This is a genomic window from Methylocystis bryophila, assembly GCF_027925445.1.
Classification (GTDB): Bacteria; Pseudomonadota; Alphaproteobacteria; order Rhizobiales; family Beijerinckiaceae; genus Methylocystis; species Methylocystis bryophila.
This window is the reverse complement of sequence record NZ_AP027149.1, coordinates 1,000,334-1,023,975: the sequence shown is the minus strand read 5'-3', so window position 1 is coordinate 1,023,975 and position 23,642 is coordinate 1,000,334. Positions and strand designations below refer to the sequence as shown.

The 23,642-nt window shown below is 63.7% G+C and carries 28 protein-coding genes; 14 read left to right on the top strand and 14 right to left on the bottom strand.

All coding sequences use genetic code 11. The annotated features are described in order from the left end of the window. Positions 1-38: 38 nt before the first annotated feature. Together QMG80_RS04740 and QMG80_RS04735 are read right to left on the bottom strand one after the other, a co-directional pair. Positions 39-761 carry a class I SAM-dependent methyltransferase gene (locus tag QMG80_RS04740; protein WP_085771773.1) on the bottom strand — a complete coding sequence of 241 codons (723 nt, stop codon included), beginning with the start codon at positions 759-761 and terminating at the stop codon, positions 39-41. Then, positions 728-1,210: a DNA polymerase III subunit chi gene (locus QMG80_RS04735; protein WP_085771772.1), complete on the bottom strand. Its 483-nt coding sequence runs from the start codon at positions 1,208-1,210 to the stop codon at positions 728-730. Before QMG80_RS04735 ends, QMG80_RS04740 begins: the two co-directional genes overlap by 34 nt. Before the next feature lie 97 nt (positions 1,211-1,307). On the opposite strand from QMG80_RS04735, the gene cysQ reads away from it, so the two are divergent. The 11 genes from cysQ to QMG80_RS04680 all read left to right on the top strand — a co-directional run bounded on the left by cysQ (position 1,308) and on the right by QMG80_RS04680 (position 10,146). Next, complete coding sequence (cysQ, locus tag QMG80_RS04730) at positions 1,308-2,165, top strand: 3'(2'),5'-bisphosphate nucleotidase CysQ (RefSeq protein WP_349775650.1); 858 nt, start codon at positions 1,308-1,310, stop codon at positions 2,163-2,165. 57 nt (positions 2,166-2,222) lie between these two features. Beyond that, positions 2,223-2,828 (top strand): DUF1134 domain-containing protein, encoded by a 606-nt coding sequence (locus QMG80_RS04725; RefSeq protein WP_245299895.1) that lies wholly within the window; start codon positions 2,223-2,225, stop codon positions 2,826-2,828. Positions 2,829-2,838: 10 nt separating this feature from the next. After that, entirely contained in the window at positions 2,839-3,744 is a 906-nt protein-coding gene (locus tag QMG80_RS04720; RefSeq protein WP_085771770.1) for an ion channel, read from the top strand. Positions 3,745-3,891: 147 nt separating this feature from the next. Beyond that, positions 3,892-4,905 (top strand): coiled-coil domain-containing protein, encoded by a 1,014-nt coding sequence (locus QMG80_RS04715; protein WP_085771769.1) that lies wholly within the window; start codon positions 3,892-3,894, stop codon positions 4,903-4,905. A 69-nt stretch (positions 4,906-4,974) separates the two neighbouring features. Further along, positions 4,975-5,259, top strand: coding sequence for a YciI family protein (locus tag QMG80_RS04710; protein ID WP_085771768.1), 285 nt, complete (start codon positions 4,975-4,977; stop codon positions 5,257-5,259). Position 5,260: 1 nt separating this feature from the next. Beyond that, entirely contained in the window at positions 5,261-5,680 is a 420-nt protein-coding gene (locus QMG80_RS04705) for an EVE domain-containing protein (RefSeq protein ID WP_085771767.1), read from the top strand. 26 nt (positions 5,681-5,706) lie between these two features. Next, a complete protein-coding gene (locus QMG80_RS04700) occupies positions 5,707-6,771 on the top strand; it encodes a sensor histidine kinase (RefSeq protein ID WP_245299894.1) in 1,065 nt (354 codons plus the stop codon). A gap of 212 nt (positions 6,772-6,983) precedes the next feature. Beyond that, complete coding sequence (locus tag QMG80_RS04695; RefSeq protein ID WP_158658726.1) at positions 6,984-7,148, top strand: hypothetical protein; 165 nt, start codon at positions 6,984-6,986, stop codon at positions 7,146-7,148. A 265-nt stretch (positions 7,149-7,413) separates the two neighbouring features. Beyond that, positions 7,414-9,213, top strand: coding sequence for a DNA mismatch repair endonuclease MutL (mutL, locus tag QMG80_RS04690; RefSeq protein WP_085771764.1), 1,800 nt, complete (start codon positions 7,414-7,416; stop codon positions 9,211-9,213). Positions 9,214-9,226: 13 nt separating this feature from the next. Continuing rightward, positions 9,227-9,679 (top strand): hypothetical protein, encoded by a 453-nt coding sequence (locus QMG80_RS04685; RefSeq protein ID WP_085771763.1) that lies wholly within the window; start codon positions 9,227-9,229, stop codon positions 9,677-9,679. After that, positions 9,676-10,146 (top strand): GIY-YIG nuclease family protein, encoded by a 471-nt coding sequence (locus QMG80_RS04680; protein WP_085771762.1) that lies wholly within the window; start codon positions 9,676-9,678, stop codon positions 10,144-10,146. Before QMG80_RS04685 ends, QMG80_RS04680 begins: the two co-directional genes overlap by 4 nt. Positions 10,147-10,156: 10 nt before the next feature. On the opposite strand, the gene QMG80_RS04675 is transcribed toward QMG80_RS04680, so the two are convergent. The 12 genes from QMG80_RS04675 to murB all read right to left on the bottom strand — a co-directional run bounded on the left by QMG80_RS04675 (position 10,157) and on the right by murB (position 21,179). Continuing rightward, a complete protein-coding gene (locus QMG80_RS04675) occupies positions 10,157-11,764 on the bottom strand; it encodes an ABC transporter ATP-binding protein (RefSeq protein WP_085771761.1) in 1,608 nt (535 codons plus the stop codon). Beyond that, a complete protein-coding gene (locus QMG80_RS04670) occupies positions 11,761-12,219 on the bottom strand; it encodes a type II toxin-antitoxin system VapC family toxin (protein WP_085771760.1) in 459 nt (152 codons plus the stop codon). The genes QMG80_RS04675 and QMG80_RS04670 overlap by 4 nt, the downstream gene beginning before the upstream one ends. Positions 12,220-12,225: 6 nt before the next feature. After that, positions 12,226-12,456: a hypothetical protein gene (locus QMG80_RS04665; protein WP_085771759.1), complete on the bottom strand. Its 231-nt coding sequence runs from the start codon at positions 12,454-12,456 to the stop codon at positions 12,226-12,228. Between the two features lie 35 nt (positions 12,457-12,491). After that, complete coding sequence (locus QMG80_RS04660; RefSeq protein ID WP_245299893.1) at positions 12,492-13,643, bottom strand: ABC transporter permease; 1,152 nt, start codon at positions 13,641-13,643, stop codon at positions 12,492-12,494. A 5-nt stretch (positions 13,644-13,648) separates the two neighbouring features. After that, a complete protein-coding gene (locus tag QMG80_RS04655) occupies positions 13,649-14,761 on the bottom strand; it encodes a microcin C ABC transporter permease YejB (protein ID WP_085771757.1) in 1,113 nt (370 codons plus the stop codon). Positions 14,762-14,765: 4 nt separating this feature from the next. Continuing rightward, positions 14,766-16,637, bottom strand: a complete 1,872-nt coding sequence (locus QMG80_RS04650) for an extracellular solute-binding protein (RefSeq protein ID WP_245299892.1) — start codon at positions 16,635-16,637, stop codon at positions 14,766-14,768. 470 nt (positions 16,638-17,107) lie between these two features. Next, a complete protein-coding gene (locus QMG80_RS04645) occupies positions 17,108-17,287 on the bottom strand; it encodes a hypothetical protein (protein ID WP_158658725.1) in 180 nt (59 codons plus the stop codon). A gap of 212 nt (positions 17,288-17,499) precedes the next feature. Further along, on the bottom strand, positions 17,500-18,126 hold the full coding sequence (gene rdgB / locus QMG80_RS04640) for an RdgB/HAM1 family non-canonical purine NTP pyrophosphatase (protein ID WP_085771756.1): 627 nt from the start codon (positions 18,124-18,126) through the stop codon (positions 17,500-17,502). Continuing rightward, positions 18,123-18,836, bottom strand: a complete 714-nt coding sequence (rph, locus tag QMG80_RS04635) for a ribonuclease PH (protein WP_085771755.1) — start codon at positions 18,834-18,836, stop codon at positions 18,123-18,125. Before rph ends, rdgB begins: the two co-directional genes overlap by 4 nt. A 242-nt stretch (positions 18,837-19,078) precedes the next feature. Next, positions 19,079-19,285 carry a heavy-metal-associated domain-containing protein gene (locus QMG80_RS04630; RefSeq protein ID WP_085771754.1) on the bottom strand — a complete coding sequence of 69 codons (207 nt, stop codon included), beginning with the start codon at positions 19,283-19,285 and terminating at the stop codon, positions 19,079-19,081. Between the two features lie 240 nt (positions 19,286-19,525). Continuing rightward, positions 19,526-19,936 carry a Ros/MucR family transcriptional regulator gene (locus QMG80_RS04625; RefSeq protein ID WP_085773677.1) on the bottom strand — a complete coding sequence of 137 codons (411 nt, stop codon included), beginning with the start codon at positions 19,934-19,936 and terminating at the stop codon, positions 19,526-19,528. 328 nt (positions 19,937-20,264) lie between these two features. Then, positions 20,265-21,179, bottom strand: coding sequence for a UDP-N-acetylmuramate dehydrogenase (murB, locus tag QMG80_RS04620; RefSeq protein WP_085771752.1), 915 nt, complete (start codon positions 21,177-21,179; stop codon positions 20,265-20,267). A 324-nt stretch (positions 21,180-21,503) separates the two neighbouring features. Between murB and QMG80_RS04615 the strand changes: the two genes are divergently transcribed. From QMG80_RS04615 to QMG80_RS04605, 3 genes are all read left to right on the top strand, one after another. Next, positions 21,504-22,400: a radical SAM protein gene (locus QMG80_RS04615; RefSeq protein ID WP_085771750.1), complete on the top strand. Its 897-nt coding sequence runs from the start codon at positions 21,504-21,506 to the stop codon at positions 22,398-22,400. 61 nt (positions 22,401-22,461) lie between these two features. Further along, entirely contained in the window at positions 22,462-23,115 is a 654-nt protein-coding gene (locus tag QMG80_RS04610; RefSeq protein WP_158658724.1) for a hypothetical protein, read from the top strand. Positions 23,116-23,373: 258 nt separating this feature from the next. Next, positions 23,374-23,622 carry a DUF2442 domain-containing protein gene (locus QMG80_RS04605; RefSeq protein WP_085771748.1) on the top strand — a complete coding sequence of 83 codons (249 nt, stop codon included), beginning with the start codon at positions 23,374-23,376 and terminating at the stop codon, positions 23,620-23,622. The last annotated feature ends 20 nt before the right edge of the window (positions 23,623-23,642 follow it).

Genomic DNA, 23,642 nt, shown 5'->3' with positions numbered 1-23,642 from the left:
TACTTAGGACTCCAGCTTAACACTACGAAGCGATGGAATCAGTCCCTCTTGAACACCGCCCGCCAATGCGGCCGGTCTCCTCTCGCCGAACGCGGCTCGACCGACGCGAGCCTCAGCCCGCCCATCGCCACCGCCTCGATTTGCGCGCGCGTCAGCGGCCAGGGCGGGCCGGAAAATTTCTCGCTTTCGTCCCGCGCCCGAGAGATGACGAGCAGACGCCCGCCCGGCGCGACCGTCGAGGCCAGAGCCTCCGCCGCTCTCCCAAGCAGCGCCTCGGGCAGCGCCTGCAGCGTGTAGCATTCATGCACGAGGTCGAAACCGCCGCGCCATTCAGGGGGAAGCGCAAAGAGGTCAGCTGCGCGATAGTCGACGGCGCTTGTCGGAAAGCGCCGCTCCGCCCAGTCGACTGCCGTCGGCACGAAATCGAAGGCCACAACCTTCGCGCCGGCCGCGGAAAGCCGTTCCGCATTGTCGCCGAGCCCGCAGCCCACATCGAGCGCGCGCAAGCCCGCGAGCGATCCCTGCCCCGCGAGCCAGTCGACGAGCAGCGGATGCGGCGCCAGGTCGCCCCAGGGCACGCAAGCGGCGTCGCCTTCCGCGAGGCGATAGACGGCCTCGAACCAATCCCGCCGCAGCGGATCGGCGTCAGCCCCGCCCTCCCGACGATGCGGGTCGATCGCGTCGAGCCGCGCGCGCGCGGCGTCGCGGCGCGCTGCGAAATCGGGCGTCAAGCGTTCTTGTGGCGGGACTTCTCGATCCATTTTCCGTTCTCGTCCTCTTGATAATACACAAGCTCATGGCGCGTCTCGCGCAAAGCCTTCCATTGCGCGCGGGCCTCCAAGAGCTCTTGCGAATCCGAGCCGTTGAACATCACGACGGCGCGCAGTCTCGGCGCCGCCGCGGGATCGCCGAGGAGCGGGACGGCGGAGGCGCCATGGACGAAGAAGCGCACATCGGCCTCGTTCGGATTGTCGCCCTCGGCGGTCAGATAAATCGGCTGCGTCTCGGGCTCCCCGTCGCTCTTGGTTCCGTGCGGCAGGAATTTTTCGGGATCGTATGACCACAGGTGATCGTCCAGCGCTTTGAGACGGGTCCCGTCGCCTGTCTGCACCGCAACGCGCCACGCGCGCTCGAGCGACATTTCGAGCAGGCGGGGCAGCGCCTCCTCGAGGCTGCGGCGCGTGAGATGGTAGAATCGGACTTCGAGCATGGCGACATCTTATTGAAGGGAAACACGCGGGTCATGCCTTTGCGGTCGGCCTCTGGTCGTCTCAAGGGCTGCGCGCTATGGAAGGAACGCACCCGCTCTGCCGAAATGCAATCCGAAGGACGCCGCAATCCCCCCCCTGCTCCCGCCCTACGACCGCTCTGCGGTCGCAATCCTTTTCGCAAAGCTCTGCCTTGCGGCCGGTCCGCTCGCGATGGACGTTTTCAACCGCGAGGATCAGGGCGCCCGCCTCAAGGACGATGCGAGCCCCGTCACCGAGGCGGACGAAGCCGTCGAAGCCTATCTTCTCGCCGAGCTCGCGCGGCTTATGCCGAACACGCCCTGCATCGCCGAGGAGAGCGCCGCGCGCGGGGAGACGCCAACGCAAAATGGCGCTTTCATCCTGATCGACCCGCTCGACGGCACGCGCGAATTCGTCGCCAGAAGACTGGAGTTCACGATCAACATCGCGCTCGTCGAGCAAGGCGAGCCGCGCGCCGGCGCCGTTTATGCCCCGGCGCTGGGCGAGCTTTGGTTTGGGGGCGAGGCGGCGTTTCATGTCAGGGCGCAGCCCGGCGAAGCGCTGCCCGAAGCCGCGCAATGGCGGCGGCTCGCAGCACGCCCAGAGCCGAAGGACGGCCTCGTCGCGATGGTGAGCCTTTCGCATTTCGACGCCGCGACAGAAAGCTTTCTCGCCCGCCTGCCGATCAAGGCGCAAATGCAAGCGGGCTCCTCGCTGAAATTCTGCCGCATCGCGGAGGGGCTCGCCGACGTCTATCCTCGCTTCGGGCCGACCCATGAATGGGACACGGCGGCTGGAGACGCGGTCTTGCGCGCCGCGGGCGGCGCGGTTCTGACGCCCGGAGGCGACCCCTTCGTCTACGGCAAGGCCGCGCAAAACTACTGCAACGGCCCCTATGTCGCCTGCGGCGACAGGAGCATCGCAAGATTTTTTTAACCTTCGAGGACCAAGCTCGCGCAAAGGCGGCGCGTTCCGCGCCGAGAGGCCATCGACATGAGCAAGCCTGATTCCTCTTCGTCCTTCTCGCGTCGCTCGATGCTGCGTCTGGCGGCCGGCGGCCTCGCCTTCTCGGCGCCGCGGGCTTTCGCAATGGCCGAGTCCTCGCAGCCGGAAAGCTTTTCCAACAATGAGGTCGTCGACAGCGGCCACCGCTTCTTCGGCGCGATCTCGCGCGGCCTCGGCGAGGGCGTCGAGACCCTGACGAGCAAGTGGGGGCGCCCCAACGCCTATATTCTCGGCCAGGAGGCGGGTGGCGCCTTTATCGGCGGCCTGCGCTATGGCGAGGGCGAGATGTACACCCGCAACGCAGGCCGGCGGCGCGTGTTTTGGGAGGGCCCGTCGCTCGGCTTCGACGCGGGCGCCGACGGCGACCGCACGATGATGCTCGTTTATAACCTCCCGGCGGTCGAGGCGATTCACCAGCGCTTCGCCGGCATCGACGGCTCGGCTTTCTTCATCGGCGGCCTCGGCTTCACGTCGCTCTCGTCGGGCGACGGCGGCGTCGTCGTGACGCCGATCCGCTCCGGCGTCGGCGCGCGGCTCGGCGTCAGTCTCGGCTATCTGAAGTTCACCCCCGGCCCGACCTGGAACCCGTTCTGAGCGCCGGCCGATGGCGGCGCATCGAACGAGAACAAAAGTCTTCCGGCTGGGCGAGCGAAAGATCATCGCCGAACGCCTCCCGCAAAGCTTCTGGACCGATCTGCATCACTATGCGATGACCGCGAGCTGGCCCCGCTTTTTCGCGGCGCTGGCTGCGGGCTTCATCTGCCTCAACACGCTCTTCGCGCTCCTTTATGTGCTCGGCGCCGCCTTCGGCGACGAGCCGGTCGCCAACGCCCGCCCCGGATCTTTCGCCGACTATTTCTTCTTCAGCGTCGAGACGCTCGCGACGGTCGGCTATGGCGACTTGCACCCCCACTCGCTGTACGGACATCTCGTCGCGACCATCGCGACCTTCGTCGGCGTTTCCTCGGTTGCGATCGTCGCCGGCGCAACCTTCGCTCGCTTTGCGAGACCTCGGGCGCGTCTCCTATTCGCGCAAAATCCCGTCATCGCCCCGCACGACGGCGCGCGCATGCTGATGATTCGCTTCGCCAATGAGCGCGTCAACGCGATCACCGAGGCCGCCGCGCAACTGTGGATCATCCGCCAGGAACGGACAGCGGAGAGCGCAAGCTTTCGAAAATTCTATCGCCTCAGGCTCACCCGCGACGACAATCCCGTCTTTGCTTTGACCTGGACCCTGATGCATCCGCTCGACGAGGAAAGTCCGCTGCACGGTTGGGAAAAGGAGGACTTCGCCCATTCCGACGCCGACATTGTCGTGATCTTCAGCGGCCATGACGAAAGCTCCAATCAGCTGGTTCGCGATCGGCAGCACTATTCGGCGCGAGAGGTGCTCGTCGACCATCAATATGTCGACCTGTCACGAAGCGACGCGCAAGGCGCCACCTTTCTAGATTTTGGTCAGCTCAACAAAACGCGCCCGATCGGCCCGAACGCCAGCCCGCTTTGATTTGTCGGCGACCTTGGATTAAAAAGGCCGCTCAGGCCGGCGCGCTCGGCCGGCGATTCGTCGTACGCTTGTCCTTCGAGCTGAATCGTTCGAACGATAAGTATTCGCACGAGTCCAGAATTCGACTTTGAGAATAAGGCTGCAAGCGTGTCGATCGAACAAGCGATGTTTTTGGCGCTCGGCTTCCTGCTTGCCGGGATTCTCGTCTTGCTGTTCCTGCCAGCGCTTTGGGCGCGGGCCTCGCGGCTGTCGATGCGCCGACTGCAGATGCTCGCGCCCTTCACGCGCGAGGAGGCCATCGCCCAGCGCGACCTGCTGCGCGCTGATCACGCCTTTCGAGAGCGAAAGATCGCGCAGGAGCTCGACGAGGCGAGAGCCACAAAAGCCAAACATCTCCTCGAGATCGGCCGAAAGACCGTGCAGCTCCATGAGCAGGAGGAGAAGCAAAAGCGAGCCGAGGCGCAGTCTCGGGAGTTGCAGCGCGAGCTTGCCGAAGCGCGCGACCAGCTCGGCGAGCGCGCCGAACTGCTCGCCCTGACCGAACGCGCGCTGCACGGCGTGATCGCGCGCTACGAAAGACTCCTCAACGGCTTGCGGGACGCGAACCTCGATCCCCAGGCGTTCGGAGCGGATGCTCGCGGCGAGTTGAGCGCCGCGGAGGACGCGCTGAACGCGAGGCTCGCCGAGCTGCATGAGGACTATCGCGGGCTGCGCCGCGCCGTCGAGGCGCTGCAAAGGGAAAACGCCTCGCTCTCTCCGAGAGCGAATGGCTTCGACGCCGCGGCGGCCGACCTCGCACAGCTGCGTCCAGAACTCGAGAGCGTTCGGACCAGGAAGCAGGGGCTGGAAGACGAGCTCAACGCCTTGCGCGCCACGAGCCGCGACGACTCGGAACGCAAGGCGAGCCGGATCGCGCAACTCGAGCTGGCCCTTCGCCAATCACGCGACGAGGCGCGCGACTACGCCGAAAAGCTCGAGACCGCCCGCGCCGACAATTCAATGTTGGAGGGCGCGATCAACGCCCTGCGCAAGGATCGCGAGCGCATGCGGGGTTCGGCGCTGCCCTCGGTCTCGCTGGACGCCGGCGATGTCGCGACTCTGCGCCAGGAAATCGTCAATCTCGGCGCGCGAATGCTCAATACGAAAGAGCACGCCGGCTAATTATTCGGTCCTTTCGCAGGACTTAGCTCTCGCAACGCCGCGAGGACGCCCTTTTTCGCGAGGTCACACGTGCTCTTTGCCGCCATCTGCCTGGACAAGCCCGGCCATTTGGAATTGCGTCTCTCGACGCGATCGGCGCATCTCGCCTTTCTCGAGGCGAACGCCGCGCGCGTGAAGCTCGGAGGCCCGTTCCTCGACGCAGAGGAGCGACCGATCGGCTCGCTGCTCATCCTCGAATGCGCCGATCTCGCGGCGGCGCAGACGCTTTTGCGCGAGGACCCTTACGCCAAGGCTGGGCTCTTCACGAGTGTCGACGTGAAGCCGTTCCGGCGCGTCGTTGGCGCGGAGCTTTGAGATGGCCTATTGGCTGTTCAAGAGTGAGCCCTCGACTTGGTCCTTCGAACAGCAACTCGAAGCCGGCGCCGAGGGCACTTTTTGGAATGGCGTGCGCAATCATCTCGCCAAGCAGCAAATGATGGCGATGCAGCTCGGCGAGCGCGGATTTTTTTACCACTCCAATGAAGAGAAGGCCATCGTCGGCGTCGTCGAGGTGATCAAACGCTATTATCCCGACCATACGGATCCGAGCGGCAAGTTCGGCATGGTCGACGTTCGGGCGGTCTCGCCGCTCAAACGCAAGGTGACGCTCGCGGACATCAAGGCGGAGCCGAGACTAGCCAACATGGTCCTCGTGAAAAATTCCAGACTTTCCGTACAACCCGTGACGGAGTCTGAATGGCGGATCGTGATGGCGCTTGCTGGCGAAGCAACGTAGAATGTCTTCGATCAGGAAATGAGAGCGTGTCTGAAACTTCTTCGTATGAGCCATTAGGCGCCTCCGACCAGAGCGATCCGCTTGAGCAGGCCTTCACGATAGAGCGGATGAAGCTCGCGCTCGACGCAGGACGCATTGGGCTTTGGGACTGGAACCTCGTCACGGGCGAGGTTCTGCTCGACGAACGCGTACGCGCGCTCTGGGGGCTTTCGAAGGACGCGCCGGCCAACCTCGACGTATTTCGCGCAGCGCTACTACACCCCTCGGACAAGAAGCGCACCCAGGAGGCGATCGTCCAGGCGCTCGACCCCGAGAACGTCGACGATTACGAAGCGGAATATCGAGTGATCGGCCAAGACGACAAGGTCGAGCGCTGGGTTTCCGTGCGTGGACGCACCTTCTTCGACGCCGGTCGCGCCGTCAGGATCGTCGGAACCGCGCGCGACATCACGTGGCGCAAGCATCGTGAGCAGCACGTGCGCACGCTCCTGCGCGAGCTCGTGCATCGCTCCAAGAACATTCTCGCGGTCGTGCAGTCCATGTCACGCCAGACGAGCGCCGGCGCCGCTTCCGTCGAGGAATATCAACGCAAGTTTTCGGCTCGCCTGCAGGCGTTGTCGATGGCGCATGATCTCTTGATCTCGCAGGATTGGCGCGGCGCCTCCATGCATGATCTCGTGCGCGCGCAAATCGCCTACTGTCTCGACGTCGGCGCGGGCGAGATTGGGGAGCACGCGCATGTCGAGGGGCCGAAGATCATGCTGAAGCCCGAAGCCGCGCAAAACATCGGGCTCGCCTTGCACGAGCTCACCGCCAACGCCTTGACCTATGGCGCCTTTTCCGTCGCCGGCGGCAGCATCTCCTTGAGCTGGCGCATAGAGGCCGATCGCTTCTTCTTCGTTTGGCGGGAATCGGGAGGGCCGGCTGTAGCTCCGCCGCCGCGCGCGGGATTTGGCCACAAGGTGCTGCGCCGCCTCGTGGCGCAAGCGCTGGACGGCGCCGCGACGCTGGACTTTTTGCCCGAAGGCTTCGTGTGGACTCTCTCGGCTCCGACCCGCTCGATCATCGCCAATTACCGCGAAGGCGGCTGAACCCAGGCCTCGCGCGGGGGACTTCCGCGATGCGGTCGCGTCCTGTGCCGGTTTGACACATAACATGCAGATTATGCGCATTAGGGCAGGAAATGCGTTTTGCCTGGCTCTGGCGTGAAAGATCGGTCAAGATTATACCTGCATCTGGTCGGCGTTAAGCTCGAGGAGGTTGGGCTCGCGTCGGATCCAAAGCTAACGTGAAGGAGTGAATCATGAAGAAGATGCTCGCTGCCGCAGTGATGATCCTTTCCGCCTTCGCGCTGACCGTCTCGGGCACAGTCCCGGCGGACGCGAAGAGCAAGAAGCACCATTCCAAGTCTAAGGATAGCGGAGCCGACAAGCCTGCCGATCAGTCGGCCGAGCCTGCCCAAAAGTAATTTCGTTTGAATGAGGCGATCCCTGCGCAACGCGCCGCAGGGATCGCGCAAAGCCTATTCGCCTTCCTTCCGCCTATCGTATCGGGCCCGCTCGTTTTTCGACGCATCGGCGGCTTTCGACGCTCTTCTGGGGCCCTCGCCGCGCCGTCAACCTTCATCCAGCGCCCGCTGATCCAAAGGGCCTTTCGCCTGCCCTTCCCTAGCGCCCGCTCGCGGCGCGATCCCGGCGCGCTATAATGTCGATCCGATTCCTCGAAGATTCGCCATGCCCGTTCGTCGCCTCGACCCCATACTCATCGACCGCATCGCCGCCGGCGAGGTGATCGAACGGCCGAGCGCCGCCGTAAAAGAGCTCGTCGAGAATGCGCTCGACGCCGGCGCAAGAAAGATCGACGTCGCGATCGAAGACGGCGGCCGGCGACTGATCCGCGTGATCGACGATGGCTGCGGCATGGATGAAGCGGATCTTCTCCTCGCGGTCGAACGCCATGCGACCTCCAAAATTCCCGATGGCGATCTTACGCGCATCTTAACGCTGGGATTTCGCGGCGAGGCGCTGCCCTCCATCGCCGCCGTTTCCGATCTCTTGATCGAGACTCGCTCGGCCCATTCTCCTCACGGTCTCGCCTTGCGCGTCGAGGCCGGAGAGAAGCGCGGGCTTCGGTTGAGCGACTGGCCAAAGGGCGCCAAGATCGAAGCGCGCGACCTTTTCGCCGCGACTCCCGCGCGTCTGAAATTCCTGAAGTCCGATCGCGCCGAGACGCAGGCCGCGTCCGACGCCGTCAAACGCCTCGCCATGGCGCATCAGCAGGTCGCTTTCAGCTTCAGCGGCGGCGGCGGTTTCGACTATTCCGCCTGCCCGGGAGATCGCGCCGGACGCGCGCGGCGCCTTGCGCAAGCGCTCGGCGAGGACTTCGTCGCCAATGCGGTGGAAATCGAGGCTGAACGCGAAGGCTTTCGCCTGACGGGCCTCGCGGCGCTGCCCACGTTCAACCGCGCCAATGCGCAGATGCAATATGTCTATGTCAACGGCCGGCCGGTGCGCGACAAGCTTTTCGCCGGCGCCTTGCGCGCCGCCTATCTCGACTTCTTGAGCCACGACCGTCACCCGGTCGTGGCTCTCTTTCTCGAGATCGATCCAAGCGTCGTCGACGTCAATGTGCATCCCGCCAAGGCCGAGGTGCGCTTTCAGGACGCTGGGCTCGTGCGCGGACTCGTCGTGGGCGCGTTGAAACAGGCGCTCGCCTCCGCCTTGCATCGCGGCGCCGACGGGCCAGCGCGAAAGGCGCTCGATCTCCTTTCCGGGCGTCGCGACTATCGTCCCTCGCCTCCCGCCAATTGGGACTATCGCCAATCGCCCAACGCGCCGGCGATGTTCGCGCCGGCTTCGGGTCTCGAAGAAACGGCGCAGGCATCCTATCTGCACGCGCCGCCGCAAGCCGACGTCCGCGCGGCCGTCGAGCCCCCGATGGCGCCAGATCTCGAGGCGCCGCTCGGCGCCGCGCGCGCGCAGTTGCATGAGACCTATATTCTCGCGCAGACGCGCGATGGCCTCGTCATCGTCGACCAGCACGCCGCGCATGAGCGGCTCGTCTATGAGAAGCTCAAACGCCAGCGCGAGACGGAGGGCGTGGCGCGCCAGATGCTGCTGATCCCGGCCGTGGTCGATCTCGATCCGCAGCGGCTGGAAGCCTTGACGCCGGCCTTGGACGAGCTCGCCGCGCTCGGGCTCGTCGTCGAGCCTTTCGGCCCCGGCGCCGTGCTCGTGCGGGAGACGCCGGCGATCCTGGGCGAGATCGACGCCAAGCGTCTCGTGGCCGACATCGCCGATCTTCTCGCCGAGGAAGGCGACGCGCGCGCGCTCACGCGACGGCTCGACCATGTGCTCGCGACTTGCGCCTGCCATCACTCGGTGCGCGCGGGCCGCCGTCTCGCGCCGCAGGAAATGAACGCGCTTCTGCGCGAGATGGAGGCGACGCCGGGGGCAGGCCAGTGCAATCACGGCCGGCCCACCTATGTGGAGCTGAAGCTTTCGGATATCGAGCGGTTGTTTGGAAGGAAGTGATGGAGCGAGCGACGTGCGCAACCTTTACCGGCACAGACAAATCGGTTGGACAATCATCATTGTTTTGGGAGTGGCTACGCTCTTTGCCGGCGCCGCCGATTTGGCGGCGCCGCGGTCGCCGGCTCTTCTGGTCGCCGCCATCATGCTGCTCACCGGCCTGATCTTCTCCTCGCTGACGATCGAAGTGACCCCGAACGAGCTCGTCTGGTTCTTCGGTCCAGGCTTGCTCAAGCGACGCGTCGCGCGAAGCGAGATCGCCAAGGCCGAGCCCGCGCGCAACAAATGGTGGTGGGGCTGGGGCGTTCGTCTCACGCCGCGCGGTTGGCTTTATAATGTCGATGGGCTCGAGGCCGTCGAGATCGCGAAGAAGGATGGCGCGTCGTTTCGGCTGGGCACGGACGAGCCGCAGGCGCTGGCCCGCGCCTTGGGATTTGCGACACGGGAAGGCCTCGCGCGAGAAGAATGAATAGCGCGTCGTCGGTCTTCTTTCGATCTGCGACCGCTGCGCCCAAAGAGGCGGGAGCCTATGCGCTGCTCATCTCCCTGCCGGCGCCGCTCGCCGTAAAAGCGGGCAGCAACAGAGCGTCACTGGCGGCGGGATTCTATCTCTATTGCGGCTCGGCGCGGGGACCCGGAGGCTTGGCGGCCAGAGTGGCCCGGCACATGCGTCGGGAGAAGCGCGCGCATTGGCATGTCGATCAAATCACCTGCGCCGGAGAAGTCCTCGGCGCCTTCGTCTTTCCGGGTGGCGACGAATGCGCGATCAACGTCGCGCTCGCCGATCTGCCGACGCCGCTCGACGGGTTCGGTAGTTCCGACTGCCGCCGCTGTCGCAGCCATCTGCGCTATTGGGCGAAGGGGCTGCGACTACCGCGTGGATTCGAGGCGGAGTCCTTGGGCATGGTGCTCGAAGCGGCTCAGCACATGTTGTAGCTGCCCGACTCTACCCCTCCGCCTCCACCCGAAATGCGGCGGCGAACAGCGCGCGCGTATATTCGTTCTTCGGATCCGCGAAGATTTCCGTCGCCGGCCCCGCCTCCACGACCTTGCCGTGCCGCATCACGATGAGCTGCGCGGCGAGCGCCTTCACGACCTTGAGATCGTGGCTGATGAAGACGTAAGCGAGATCGCGCCGCTTCTGCAGGTCGCGCAACAGATCGACGATCTGCGCCTGCACTGACATGTCGAGCGCCGAGGTGGGCTCGTCCAAGATGACGAGCTTCGGCTCCAGCACGATGGCGCGGGCGATGGCGATACGCTGGCGCTGACCTCCGGAAAATTCATGCGGATAGCGATCCATCGTCGCGGGATCGAGGCCCGTCTCCTTCAACGCCGCGGCGACAGTCGCGCGGCGCGCGTCGCGAGAGAGGTCGGGGCGATGCAGCTCCAGGCCTTCGGCGACGATCTCGGCGACCGACATGCGCGGAGAGAGCGAACCGTAAGGGTCCTGGAAGACAATCTGCATGTCGCGCCGCAAGGGCCGCATCTCATTGCGCGATTTCGCCTCTATGCGGCTGCCCATGTAGACGATCGGGCCCTGCGAGCTGACGAGCCGCAGCAAAGCAAGCCCCAGCGTCGTTTTCCCCGAGCCCGATTCGCCGACGACGCCGATGGTCTCCCCGGCCCGGAGCTGCAGCGAGACGCCGTCCACCGCCTTCACGTAATCGACAATGCGACGAAAGAAGCCTTCGCGAATGGGAAACCAAACGCGCAAATTCTCCGTCTCGAGCACCACGGGCGCATTCGGCGGCGTCGGATTGGCGGCGCCCGAAGGCTCCGCGGCGAGCAGCGCTTTGGTGTAAGGGTGCTGCGGGTCGGCAAAGACGCGCGCCGCCGGCCCGGCCTCGACGATTTTCCCCCTCTGCATCACGCAGACGTCGTCGGCGATGCGCCGCACGAGACCCAGGTCATGGGTGATGAACAGCATCGCCATGCCGTAAGTCTTGCGCAGCCGGTCGAGCAGCGCAAGAATCTGCGCCTGCACGGTCACGTCGAGCGCCGTCGTCGGCTCGTCGGCGATGAGGAGGTCGGGCTTGTTGGCGAGCGCCATCGCGATCATCACGCGCTGGCGCTGGCCGCCGGAGAGCTGATGCGGATAGGCGCCGAGCCGCTGGCGCGGATTGGGGATGCCCACCTCCTCGAGCAGCTCCACGACGCGGTCGCGCCGCGCCGTCTCCGAGCGCATCCCGTGCAGCTCTAGGATTTCCGCGACCTGGCGCTCGATGACTTGCAGCGGATTGAGCGAGGTCATCGGCTCCTGGAAAACCATGGTGACGCGCGCGCCGCGCATGCCGCGCAAGGCGGCTTCGTTCATCTTCAGCACATCCTGGCCGCCGAAATTGATGACGCCGGAGGGATGATAGGCGGAAGATGGCAGGAGCCGCGGCACGGAGAGGGCGGTGACAGACTTGCCGGAGCCGGACTCGCCCACGAGCGCGAGAGTCTTGCCCTTGTCGACCGAGAGCGAGACGCGGTCGACGGCCAGCGTCTCCCTGCCACCCTGCACGAAGGAGACGGAGAGGTCGCGGATATCGAGGAGGGGAGCGGTCATGTCAGCCTGTCCAAAAAGGCGCGCACCCCGTCAGCCGTGGGCGGCAGCCATACCATTCCGTTAGGCGTACGCCTCATGTCAGAGTCGCCAGACATGAAAAATTTGCAGTCGGTGTGGATTGCGGTCACGAGGTGTATTGCGTCGGCAAGCTTGCAAGCCGTCGTAAGCCTCAAACTCGCCGTCCCGACAAGGATGTCTCTGGTGACGGGCTCAAGTTGCACAACGCCGCCTTCTGCGATCAAGTCCATGTAGAGGCGCTGCTTGACCGGCAGAGACAGGGCCGTCTGCCGCCTGGGCGGAGCCAAAACTTCGGCGAGCGTGAGCTCACTGGTCACCGCGAGGCTCGCATTCTTCACGAGACAGGCGAACAGATCGCGCACGGCTGTGGCGACAACCTCTTCGCCCTCAACGAAATAGATGAAGACATTGGCGTCAAGATAGATTTTGGAACGCACAGAAGATCACCTGCCCCACTCCTCGCGATCCGCCCGCAAGTCATCATCGATTTCTTCCTTCTTGCGGAAGGGGGGTTCGCGGGCCGCGAAGATATCGAGGAAGCTCATTGGGGAGTCCGAGCTTCCATTTTCTTCAAGCTCAACCGTTATCGTTGCCTTCCGCGTGAGGTCGAGCCCGACACGCAACTCCTGAGGCAGCTTCTCGACGGGGAAATGCGCTCGCACGATCTTGTTCATGACCGAGCTCCTTCAGGGGAAGATCTAGCACCCGCTCACCGGAAAGTCTTCCTCGGGTCGAAGGCGTCGCGGACCCCTTCGCCGACAAAGAGCAAGAGCGAGAGCATGGAGGCGATCACGATGAATCCCGTGAGCCCGAGCCATGGCGCTTGGAGGTTCGACTTGCCCTGCAGCAGCAGCTCGCCCAGCGAAGGCGAGCCGGGCGGCAGGCCGAAGCCCAAAAAATCGAGCGAGGTGAGGGTTGTGATCGAGGAGTTCAGAATGAAGGGCAGGAAGGTCAGCGTTGCGACCGTGGCGTTGGGTAGAAGATGGCGCCAGATGATCTTCCCGTCGGAGAGACCGAGCGCGCGCGCCGCATTGACATATTCGAAGTTGCGCGCCCGCAGGAATTCGGCGCGCACGACATGCACAAGCGTGACCCAAGAGAAGAGTAGCAGAATTCCGAGCAATATGAAGAAGCCCGGAGTTATGAAGGACGAGACGATGATCAGGAGATAAAGCTGCGGCAGCGACGACCAGATTTCGATGAAGCGCTGCGCGATCAGATCGACCTTTCCGCCGAAATAGCCCTGCACGGCGCCCGCGGCGACGCCGACCACAGAGGAGACTGAGGAGAGGATGAGGCCGAACAGCACCGAGATGCGGAAGCCGTAAAGCAGACGCGCGACGACGTCGCGGCCCTGATCGTCCGTGCCGAGCCAGTTCCATTCAATGTCGCGACAACCGCGATTGGGCGCGCCCGGCGGGATCACCTTCGCTGCGGCGGCTTCGCATTGCGCCTTGTTGAGCAGCCAGGTCGGCGGCGACGGGGCCGGCGTCGGCAGATCGAGATTATGCGTGTCATAGGAAAAGCGGATCGGCGGCCACAAGAGCCAGCCGTGCTGGTCGATCTCCCGGGCGATCGTCGGGTCGCGATAGTCCGTATGCGCGTAAAAGCCGCCGAATTTCTCCTCCGGATAGGAGACGAAAATCGGAAAGAGCAGCTCGCCCTTATAGAAGGCCAAAATGGGCCGGTCGTTGGCGATGACATTGGAAGAGAGCGAGATCACGAACAGCGCGAGGAAGACCCAGAAGGACCAGAAGCCCCGGCGGTTGGCCTTGAAATTTTCCAGCCGGCGCTCGTCGAGCGGCGTGAGATGGAGCCCGAGGAAGGAGCGTGACGCGTCGAGCGCGGGCGCTTCGGTCATCAACGTCATACCTCGCGGGTTTCAAAGTCGATGCGCGGATCGACCCAGGTGTAGACGAGGTCCGAGACCAGATTCACGACGAGCGAGAGCATCGCGAAGATGTAGAGATCCGCGAAGACGACCGGATAGTCCCGGTTGACGATCGCCTCGAAGGAGAGGAGCCCGAGCCCGTCGATCGTGAAAATCGTCTCGATCAGCACGGAGCCGGTGAAGAAGGCGTGCACGAAGGCGCCGGGAAAGCCGGCGATGACGATCAGCATCGCATTGCGGAACACATGGCCATAGAGCACGCGCCGTTCGGTAAGCCCCTTCATGCGCGCCGTCTGCACATATTGCTTGCGGATCTCGTCGAGAAAGGAGTTCTTCGTCAGCATGGTCTGGGTGGCGAAGGCGCCGAGCGTCATCGCGAGGACCGGCAGTGTTATGTGCCACAAATAGTCGCCGATTTTGCCCGGCAGCGACAGTTCCGAGAAATTCTCCGAGACGAGGCCGCGCAGCGGGAAGATCTGCCAAAACGACCCGCCGCAAAAGAGCACGATCAGCAGCATCGCGAAGAGAAAGCTCGGAACGGCGTTGCCGACGACGATGAGGTTCGAGGTCCAGGCGTCGAATTTGCCGCCGTCGCGAACGGCCTTGGCGATCCCGAGCGGAATGGAGATCAAGTAGGAAATCAGCGTCATCCAAAGACCGAGCGAGATGGAGACGGGAAGCCGCTCGCCGATGAGCTTGATGACCTTCTCGTCGCGGAAATAGCTGCGGCCGAAGTCGAACATCGCGTAGTTCTTGACCATCAGCAGGAAGCGCTCCCAGGCCGGCTTGTCGAAGCCGAACTGCTTCTCGAGCTCGGCCACGAATTTGGGATCGAGCCCCTGCGCGCCCCGATATTTCGAGGAGGCGTCGGCGGCGCCGATCGTCGCCTGCGTGCCTTGGCCCTGTCCGACCTCGCTGCCGCCCCCCGAGAAGCGCGAGGTTGCCCCAACGTCGAAGCCCTGGAGCTGCGCGATGATGCGCTCCACGGGCCCGCCCGGCGCGAACTGGATGATCGTGAAGGAGATGAGCATGATCCCGAGGATCGTCGGGATCATGAGCAGCACACGCCGCAGGATATAAGCCGCCATCGGATCAGCGCATCGGAAAGTTGATCTGCTTGGCTCTCTCGGCGTCCCACCACCAGCTCGAGATGACGCCGGGATCGAATCGCGGCGGCGTCTGCGGCCGGCCATAGGCATCCCAAAAGGCCAAGCGATGCACGGGGTTATACCAGTGAAACACGCGGTAGAAACCTGAACGCAGGACGCGATCGAGGGCGCGGCAGGTGGTCTCGAGCTCCTCGCGCGTTTCGGCGACCAACGCCTTCTCGATCAGCGCGTCGGCGACGGGATCGGCCGTGCCGGCGAGGTTTCGCGACCCGGTCACCCTCGCGGTCTTCGAACTGAAGTAATTCTGCAGCTCCTCGCCAGGCGACCAACCCATCGTCAGATTGTCGACCACGATGTCGAAATCGAAATCGTCGAGCCGCTGCTTGAACTGGGCGGCGTCGACCACGCGCATCCGCGCGTTGACGCCGAGAAGCTTGAGATTCTTGATGAAGGGGTGGGTGTGGCGCTCGAGCAGATTGGAAAAGTCGAGGAACTCGAATTCCAACGGCTTGCCGTCGGGGAGCAGCAGCGCATTGTCCTTGCGCCGGCAGCCGGCCGCGGCGAAGAGGTCGGAGGCGCGCTTCAAGAGGGCGCGATCCTGGCCCGAGCCGTCGGAAACCGGCGACGCCGGCGGCTCGCCGAAAACCCGCTCCGGCAATTTATCGCGGAAGGGCTCAAGCAACGCCTTCTCGGCGTCGCTCGGGGGCCCCTTGGCGGCGCAGGGCGAGTTTTCGAAATAGGACGAGATGCGCTTATAGGCGTCATACATCAAATTGCGGCTCGTCCAGTCGAAATCGAAGCAGAGCCCAATCGCCTCGCGCACGCGGGGATCGGCAAAAACTTTGCGCCGCGTGTTGAAGACCCAACCCTGGATCCCGGGAATATTGGCGTTGGGAATCTCGATGCGCTTGACGCGGCCTTCCTTGAAAGCCGGAAAGTCGTAGCCTGTCGACCAGACGCGCGCGATGTTCTCCTCGCGCTCGCTGAAAGCCCCCGCCTTGAACGCCTCGAAGGCGACCTGGCTGTCGCCGAAATATTCGAAACGGATCACGTCGAAATTCGACTGTCCCACATTGACGGGAAGGTCTTTGCCCCAATAGTCGGGCACGCGTTTGTAAACGATGAACCGCCCCTGCTCGAGCTGATCGATCCTATAGGCGCTCGAGGCGAGCGGCGGCTCGAGCGTGGTCGCCTCGAAGTCGCGTTTCGCGTAATAGGCTTTCGAGAAGATGGGCTGACCGGCGGCGAAGAGCGGAAGGTCGCGCGCGCGCCCTGCCGCAAAGCGCAAGACAAGGACATCGTCCGCCTCGGCCTCGGCGCTTTGCAGATCGCGCAGCGTCTGGGCGATGACCGGATGGCCTTTGCTGCGCAGAATATTGAGCGAGAAGGCGGCGTCATGGGCCGTGAGCTTCGAGCCGTCGTGAAAGCGCGCCTCGGGTCGCAGCGTGAAACGGTAGGTGAGTCTATCGGGGGAAATGCGCACGGATTTCGCGACGAGCCCGTAAAGCGCGTCGCGCTCGTCTAAGCTCCCCACCATCAGGCTGTCGAACGTCAGCCCGAGCCCTTGGGCTGCGTTGCCGCGCAGCACGTAGCCGTTCAGCGTGTCGAAAGTCGGCGAGGCCGGCGACTCGATCAGCACGCCGCCTTTCGGGGCGTTCGGATTGACATAGCCGAAGTGCTTGAAGTCCGCCGGTTCGGCCAGCTCGCCAAAGGTGGAGAGACCATGACTCTCCGTCTCGCCCTCCGGCGTAGCCGCGAGGAGTCGGCGCGTGACGCCCGTCAGCGCCAGACTTGCGGCGCCGGTCTGCAGCAGTCGTCGGCGCGAAACGGGAGGCAGGAGGCGCAGCTCTTTCACGTGAAGACCTCGAATCACCAGGCAGGCCAGCGCGGGGCCTCGCGCGGACTCGATGCATGCGGGGCGATTATGTCGGAATTTGGCGAAGCGGCTAGCCCCGGATTGTTCGAATCCGGCCGTTTGTCGTCTAGAACGCGCCGCCGTTGAGCGGAAGGGCTTATCGGCAAAAATTCTGGGCGGTTCAGAAACTTAGGGCGGCCCCGGCCGCTCGGCGTCACGCGATTCTTCGCGCGCATCGCGCTCTAACACTTTGGAATCTATCACTTTATCTGCATTTGAGCGATCCCTCTCAAACGCAGCGTGATCTAGGAGCCGCCTCACCCGCAGGCCTTCGAGAGTCTCGACTGCGCGGGGCTTTAAAGCATGTCCCGGAAAAGTGCGAAGCGGTTTTCCGGTCAGGACATGCTTCAACAGTTTGATTTGGCGCGATTCCTTATCGCTCGAACGATTCCGTTCGAGCGGGAAGCGCACTAGGAAGTGAGCCTCGCGAGCGACACAGCCTGCGCAAGCGCCAAGAGCCAGGCGCCCGTCAGAATGCTTCGCGAAAGCTCCCGAGCCTGGGCCTGGCGCCGGGCGCTGTCTCTCTTGACGAAATGTACGAAGCCGCAAGCGAGGAACGCGACGACGAAGATCATTACGAGGCTGGTCATGGTTAAGCTCCTGGCGCTGACGTTCCTTTCGATGCTGCTTAGGCAAAGGTCGTGCCGCACCGCGCGTAAGCGCCAAATTCGCCGTGAATCATACGGCGGCCATGGGCAGAACTATGACTGCCAGCTCCCAGACGCAATAAAAATGCTGCACTGCGACAATTTGCGCAGGCGCCCGCCCCGCAAAAAGCGTCACAAAGCGATTTCTAGGGAATTTAAAGCAACGACGCCGCGAGGGCCTGAAAGGCGCGGGCGCGATGGGAGAGCGCCCGGGATCCGTCGTGCGGCATGGCGTGCTTTTCGGCCGACATCATCTCGCCGAAGGTCTTGTCGAGCCCCTCGGGCAGGAAAATCGGATCGTAGCCGAATCCCTTGGTCCCGCGCGGCGGGAAGACCAGGACGCCGTCGATCCGCCCCTCGAATTCCTCGACATGGCCGTCGGGCCAGACGACCGCCAGCGCGCAGAGGAAATGCGCGCGAAAGGGCTGCGTCGCGCCCCGCTCCTTCAGCTCGCGCTCCACGCGCGCCATGGCCTCTCCGAAGTCACGTTCAGGCCCGGCCCAACGCGCCGAATAGATGCCCGGGGCGCCGTCGAGCGCCTCGACGCAAAGCCCGGAATCGTCGGCGAAGGCGGGCAAGCCCGAGGCGAAAGCTGCGGTCCGCGCCTTGAGAAGCGCGTTACCGGCGAAGGTCGGCTCGGTCTCCTCGGGCTCTGGCAGGCCGAGCTCCCCCACGGACACCGTTTCGACGCCATGGGGCGAAAGCAGCTGCCGCAGCTCCCAAAGCTTGCCTGGATTATGAGAGGCCACGACGAGGCGGCCTTCGAGCTTGCGCGAGCTCACGCGAGCGCCGACTTTTGCAAGGCCAGGAGCTCGTCGACGCCCTTTTGCGCAAGCGCTAGCAGGCGCGCGAGCTCGTCCGTGGTGAATACCGAGCCTTCCGCCGTCGCCTGCACCTCGACGAGGCCACCCGACCCCGTGATGACGAAATTGGCGTCCGTCTCGGCGATCGAATCCTCGGCGTAATCGAGATCGAGGACGGGCTTGCCCTCGAACATGCCGCAGGAGACCGCGGCGACGTGATCGCGCAGCGGCGAATCCTTGACGATCGAGCGCGCCCGCATCCACTCGAAACAGTCACGCAGCGCGATCCAGCCGCCGGTGATCGCCGCAGTGCGTGTGCCGCCGTCCGCCTGCAGCACGTCGCAATCGACGACGATCTGGCGCTCGCCCATCGCCGGAAGGTTGGTGACGGCGCGCAGCGAGCGTCCGATGAGCCGCTGGATTTCCTGGGTGCGGCCGGAGGGCTTGCCAGAGGTCACCTCGCGGCGGGAACGCGTGTGGGTCGCGCGCGGCAACATCGCATATTCTGCGGTGACCCAGCCCCGGCCTTGACCTCGTAGCCATTGGGGCGGCTTGTCCTCGAGCGAAGCCGTGCAAAGCACGTGCGTGGCGCCGAATTTGACGAGGCAGGAGCCCTCCGCATAGCGGGCGACGTTCCGCTCGAAGCTGACCGGGCGCATCTCGTCGAGGGCGCGTTTGCTGGGACGCATGAAGGCTCCATACCGCGGTGGACGCGGCTTTCCGTAGATCAAAAAATGCAGAGCGCAAGAGGCGAAACACGAGGTTCCGCTTTTTCACTTCGCGCTCTCGATCACGCTGCGTTCAGGCGGCATCGCCACACGAACGGCGTCGCCGCCTCAATAAGCGGCGGCGCGCCCTGTTCGCAAGAGCCTGCCAGCTTTCGCGAAAGCCCGCTTTAACGCCAATTCGGGGGAAGGGAAAGCCGCCGAAACTATCCTGCGACCTGCGCCGGATAGCCGGCGTCTTGAATAGCCTTCGCGACCGCCCCCGGGTCTGCCGGCGAGGGCGTCACGGTGACCTTGCCGGTCGAAAGCTCCACTTGAACCTGCGCGCCCGGCTCCACGCCCTGCACGGCTTTCGTCACGTGCTTCACGCAGTTCTGACAGGACATTTTTTCCACGTCGAAGACCGTGCTCATGCTTCTCTCCTCGAGGGCTGTTGCTGGCTGAAGGTCGCGCTGGCGCGACTTCCGCGCGAACGGGATCTTACGAGCAGCGAGAAATCGCGCTAGATCAATATCTTGAGGCGAATTCTAAAAGCAAGGCCGTTGATTTTTGCGCAATTCGCTCCAGCCGGATTTCGCCTGTTGAAATTGAAGACGCCCCTTTCGCCGAGGAAAGGAGCGTCGCCGACGAGCTGACTTAATGTTTCAGTCCAGTCACTTGGACGCGCGACGTCGGCGCTGCTGGCCGAGGCCCATTTGTTTGGCCAGATTGGAGCGCGCCTTGGCGTAATTGGGCGCAACCATCGGGTAATCAGAAGGAAGACCCCACTTCTCGCGGTATTCCTCCGGCGAGAGTCCGTATTGCGTGCGCAAATGACGCTTCAGCGACTTGAACTTCTTGCCGTCCTCGAGACAGATGATGTGATCGTTCGTGACCGATTTCTTGACCGCCACCGCGGGTTTAGGCGGCTCGGTCGGCGCGACGACGACACCGGTGCCCACGCGCACGAGCGCCGCATGGACGTCGTTGATCAGCGCAGGCAAGTCGCCCGCAGGCACGGAATTGTTGCTGACATACGCGGAGACTATCTCAGCTGCGAGTTCGATGTTGTTGGTGGATGTCATCGTGTCGCTCATCGCTCTCTCTTGCTCGCCCCTAAACACATGGACCACTTGGCGCGCCCTGCTTGAACTGTGCGAGTTTCACAGAAGCGAAAAATGGCGGCCACGGATCGAGAGAGCTTTACATCAAACTTCTGCTGTCCACAACAATTAAATGCGAAATTTTTTTGAATTCGACAGGTTAATATTGGTAACTTCCTCCTCTCAGGCTAGAGCCTCCGCAAGTCCGTATAACAGTCTTGATGAACGCCCGAAGTTTCGTCGCTTAATACCCCATTTTTCGTGAGCATCCGGCTTTCCCGCCCCGGTCGCAGAAGAGTCCGCGAACCGCTCAGCCCGCGACGCCGATTCGCTTGATCTCCCAGCGCAACTCGATCCCGCTCGAGGCCTTCACGCGTGCGCGAACGTCTTCGCCAAGACCTTCGATGTCCGCCGCCGTCGCAGCCCCCCGGTTGATCAGGAAGTTGCAATGCATCTCGCTGACTTGGGCATCGCCGCGGAGGAGGCCGCGGCAGCCGGCGGCGTCGATCAACTGCCAGGCCTTTTGCCCGGCCGGATTTGCGAAGGTCGAGCCGCCCGTCTTCTCGCGAATGGGCTGGGAGACTTCGCGCGCGGCGGTGATTCGCTCCATTTCGGAAAGGATGATCTCGCGGTCGCCTTGCCGCCCCTGAAATAGCGCGCGCGTGAAGATCACGTCGTCGGGCGCGCCGCAATGGCGATAGGAGAAGCCCATCTCGCCGTTGCTGAAGCGGCGGCGCTCGCCCGACCGGCTTACGCCCCAGGCTTCGATCAAGGCGTCCTTGGTCTCGCCGCCATGCGCGCCGGCGTTCATGCGCAGCGCGCCTCCGATCGCGCCGGGAATGCCCCGATAGAAGGCGAGGCCGTCGATTCCCGCGTCTGCCGCCGCACGCGCGAGCTTCACATCCGGCGCGGCTGCGCCGACGCGCAGGCGATGCCCTTCCTCCACCTCGATCTCGCCAAAACCTTTGGCGGAGAGGCGAATCACGACGCCCGGCACGCCGCCGTCGCGAACAATCAGATTAGAGCCGAGTCCCAGGACGGTGACGGGAATCTCCAGGGGCAGTCCGCGCAGGAACAGCGCCAGATCGTCTTCATCCGCCGGCATAAACAAGAGTTGCGCCGGTCCCCCCACGCGAAACCAGGTGAAAGGCGCAAGCGGCTCGTTGACCGCGACGCGTCCACGCAGGCCGGAGGGGACTTTTGCGCTGATATCAGGAAAACCCATCGGCCTTTAGTGTCGCGAGCCTTGACTGCTTTGGTCCCATAGCGGTGGCGGGACAGAAAGTCACCGTCAGTCAGCGCGAAATTCACGCGAAAGACCGGGCTCCACTTTTTCGCATCGCGCTCAGAGCGCGTCCCGCTCGTTCAGGATAGCGACATTGCGCCGCCTGAAGGTCTCCTTCGCCTTTGAGCGAAAATCCAAAACCGTTGTAAATACGCCATAGCGGGCGAAAGCGAGGGATGAACACCGCGGCGGCGCCTTCGCCTTTGAGCGGAGCGCGTTGAACCTCGAGGCTTTCCCGCCCTGCCAAGACGGAGCCCGTCCCCCATGAGCATCCTTCCCATCCGCTATGTCGAGCCCGTCTTTCGGCCGCCGAGCGAGGCGGACTCGCTTATTCTGCCCGTCACCAACGGCTGCTCCTGGAACCGCTGCACTTTTTGCGAGATGTATACAGCGCCGCAGAAGCGCTTCCGCCCGCGCGACGAAGCGGAAGTTCTGGAGACCATCCGACGCTGTGGCGAGATCTATGGGGATTCCGTCAAGCGCGTGTTCCTCGCCGACGGCGACGCGATAACGCTGTCCATCCGACGCCTCGCCGCCGTGCTCGAGGCGGTCCGACGAGAACTTCCTGGCGTGCGCCGCGTCTCGAGCTACTGCCTGCCCCGCAATGTCGCCAAGAAATCGGTCGAGGAGCTGCGCGAGCTCGCAAGCCTCGGCCTCTCGCTCGTCTATGTCGGCGCAGAGTCGGGCGACGACGAGGTTCTCGCGCGCGTCAACAAGGGGGAGACCTTCGAAAGCTCCCGCGCGGCGCTGCAGAAGCTCGGAGAGGCGGGGATCAAGCGTTCGGTGATGATCCTCAACGGCCTCGGCGGCGAGACTCTATCGCGCCAGCACGCAGAGAATTCCGCGGCGCTGATGAATGCGACGCAGCCCGAGTTTCTCGCGACGCTCACCGTGAGCTTCCCGCTGGGCGAGGCGCGATTTCGCGAGAATTTCCCTCAGTGGGAGCCGCTCGACGTCGTCGGCTTGATGCGGGAGATGGAGGTTCTCCTCTCGCGGCTCGAGCTGAAGCGCACGGTCTTTCGCAGCGATCACGCCTCGAACTGGCTGATCCTCAAGGGGACCCTTGGCGCAGACAAGGAGCGGTTGCTTGGCGAGCTGCGCGCGGCCATCGCCGCGCCCGAAGCCGCGCCGCTGCGCCCGGCCTGGGCGCGGGGGTTGTGAGGGACGCGTTGGCTTTTGTCGACATTCTCTGCGCTTTAATGCGTTACAATAAGAAGCCTCCATGCAACGAGCTCTGATATTGGTTGTCTCGTTGATCGTTGCTCTGACGTTCTTGTGCCCAGAGATTGCGTTGGCTCAGAGCCCTTCGGGCCCACTCGTTTCCTGCCTGGAAACGAGAGAGGAAGGCTGCATCGCAGCGACAAAGGGAATCGCGAGGCGCAAAGGAGAGAAGCTCACGCTAACCTTTGCCGACGGGCGCAAAAGGACTTTCAAGAGCAATCAAAAGGCCTGCGACAAGGACGACGCAGAACGCTGCGAGGATTATGGGCTCGTAGGATTCGTTCCAGACACGAAAACATATATCGTCCGAACAACAGGGTATGAGGGGAGCGAATTCCTGTTCCTAAGTTATGAATCGACGGGCCAGCTGAAAATCGGAGCGGCGCCGATATTTTCGCCGGATCAGATCAGGTTCGCTGTTGTCGATTGTGACTACGGGGCCATGGTCTGTCCAATCGGCGTATGGCGACTGGACAAGTTTCCGCCTGCAAAAGAATTTTATGAGACGCCCCCGGGAGACCGAAGCTGGCGTATCGTTCGCTGGACCGACGAAAAACAGGTCGAAGTGGAAACCGACATGCAGACCGAGCAGCCGTCCGAGAAAGGCATACTTCGACTGACGGAAGGCAAATGGATCTTTTCAAAGAAGCGTTAAGGCTTAACAATGCCCAGGAAGCGGAGACAACGGCGCCCTCACGCCGTCCCCGGTCCGCCCGCCGCCAACTGCTCCGGCGGCGCGTTAGGGCATAACGTGATCTTGCCGGCGCCCACACACACGACGTGATCGCGGGGGCGCGACGATCTTGCGGATCATCGCCGGCAGCACTTCCGGCGTCGGGAGGCCGGCTTGGGCAAGTGCGCGAACTGGCGCGAATGATCGAAGACAACGCAGCGCTGATCGAGAGGGCATGGCATGAGCATTTCGGCTGAATCGCTCCGCTTCGACGAGGACAGCATGTGGGTCGAATTGTCGGACGGCCGCACCTTGGGCGTGCCCCTCGCCTGGTTCCCACGACTGCTCAATGCCTCGCCGTCGCAACGGCAGGCCTTCGAAATCAGCCGTGCTGGCCTGCACTGGGAGGAGCTCGACGAGGATATTTCGATCGAGGGGCTTTTGGCGGGGCGCGGCGACCAAACCAAACGGCGTTCAGAAGCAGCGTAGCGACGATTTCTTGCGCCGAC

Coding starts and splice junctions, on each gene's coding strand:
- QMG80_RS04660 (WP_245299893.1), bottom strand. CDS start 13,643: ATGACCGAAGCGCCCGCGCTCGACGCGTCACGCTCCTTCCTCGGGCTC.
- QMG80_RS04605 (WP_085771748.1), top strand. CDS start 23,374: ATGAGCATTTCGGCTGAATCGCTCCGCTTCGACGAGGACAGCATGTGG.
- QMG80_RS04655 (WP_085771757.1), bottom strand. CDS start 14,761: ATGGCGGCTTATATCCTGCGGCGTGTGCTGCTCATGATCCCGACGATC.
- QMG80_RS04680 (WP_085771762.1), top strand. CDS start 9,676: ATGAATAGCGCGTCGTCGGTCTTCTTTCGATCTGCGACCGCTGCGCCC.
- mutL (WP_085771764.1), top strand. CDS start 7,414: ATGCCCGTTCGTCGCCTCGACCCCATACTCATCGACCGCATCGCCGCC.
- QMG80_RS04705 (WP_085771767.1), top strand. CDS start 5,261: ATGGCCTATTGGCTGTTCAAGAGTGAGCCCTCGACTTGGTCCTTCGAA.
- QMG80_RS04720 (WP_085771770.1), top strand. CDS start 2,839: ATGGCGGCGCATCGAACGAGAACAAAAGTCTTCCGGCTGGGCGAGCGA.
- murB (WP_085771752.1), bottom strand. CDS start 21,179: ATGGGTTTTCCTGATATCAGCGCAAAAGTCCCCTCCGGCCTGCGTGGA.
- rph (WP_085771755.1), bottom strand. CDS start 18,836: ATGCGTCCCAGCAAACGCGCCCTCGACGAGATGCGCCCGGTCAGCTTC.
- QMG80_RS04735 (WP_085771772.1), bottom strand. CDS start 1,210: ATGCTCGAAGTCCGATTCTACCATCTCACGCGCCGCAGCCTCGAGGAG.
- QMG80_RS04740 (WP_085771773.1), bottom strand. CDS start 761: ATGGATCGAGAAGTCCCGCCACAAGAACGCTTGACGCCCGATTTCGCA.
- QMG80_RS04725 (WP_245299895.1), top strand. CDS start 2,223: ATGAGCAAGCCTGATTCCTCTTCGTCCTTCTCGCGTCGCTCGATGCTG.
- QMG80_RS04615 (WP_085771750.1), top strand. CDS start 21,504: ATGAGCATCCTTCCCATCCGCTATGTCGAGCCCGTCTTTCGGCCGCCG.
- QMG80_RS04645 (WP_158658725.1), bottom strand. CDS start 17,287: ATGACCAGCCTCGTAATGATCTTCGTCGTCGCGTTCCTCGCTTGCGGC.
- QMG80_RS04625 (WP_085773677.1), bottom strand. CDS start 19,936: ATGACATCCACCAACAACATCGAACTCGCAGCTGAGATAGTCTCCGCG.
- QMG80_RS04610 (WP_158658724.1), top strand. CDS start 22,462: ATGCAACGAGCTCTGATATTGGTTGTCTCGTTGATCGTTGCTCTGACG.
- QMG80_RS04665 (WP_085771759.1), bottom strand. CDS start 12,456: ATGAACAAGATCGTGCGAGCGCATTTCCCCGTCGAGAAGCTGCCTCAG.
- QMG80_RS04695 (WP_158658726.1), top strand. CDS start 6,984: ATGAAGAAGATGCTCGCTGCCGCAGTGATGATCCTTTCCGCCTTCGCG.
- QMG80_RS04675 (WP_085771761.1), bottom strand. CDS start 11,764: ATGACCGCTCCCCTCCTCGATATCCGCGACCTCTCCGTCTCCTTCGTG.
- QMG80_RS04630 (WP_085771754.1), bottom strand. CDS start 19,285: ATGAGCACGGTCTTCGACGTGGAAAAAATGTCCTGTCAGAACTGCGTG.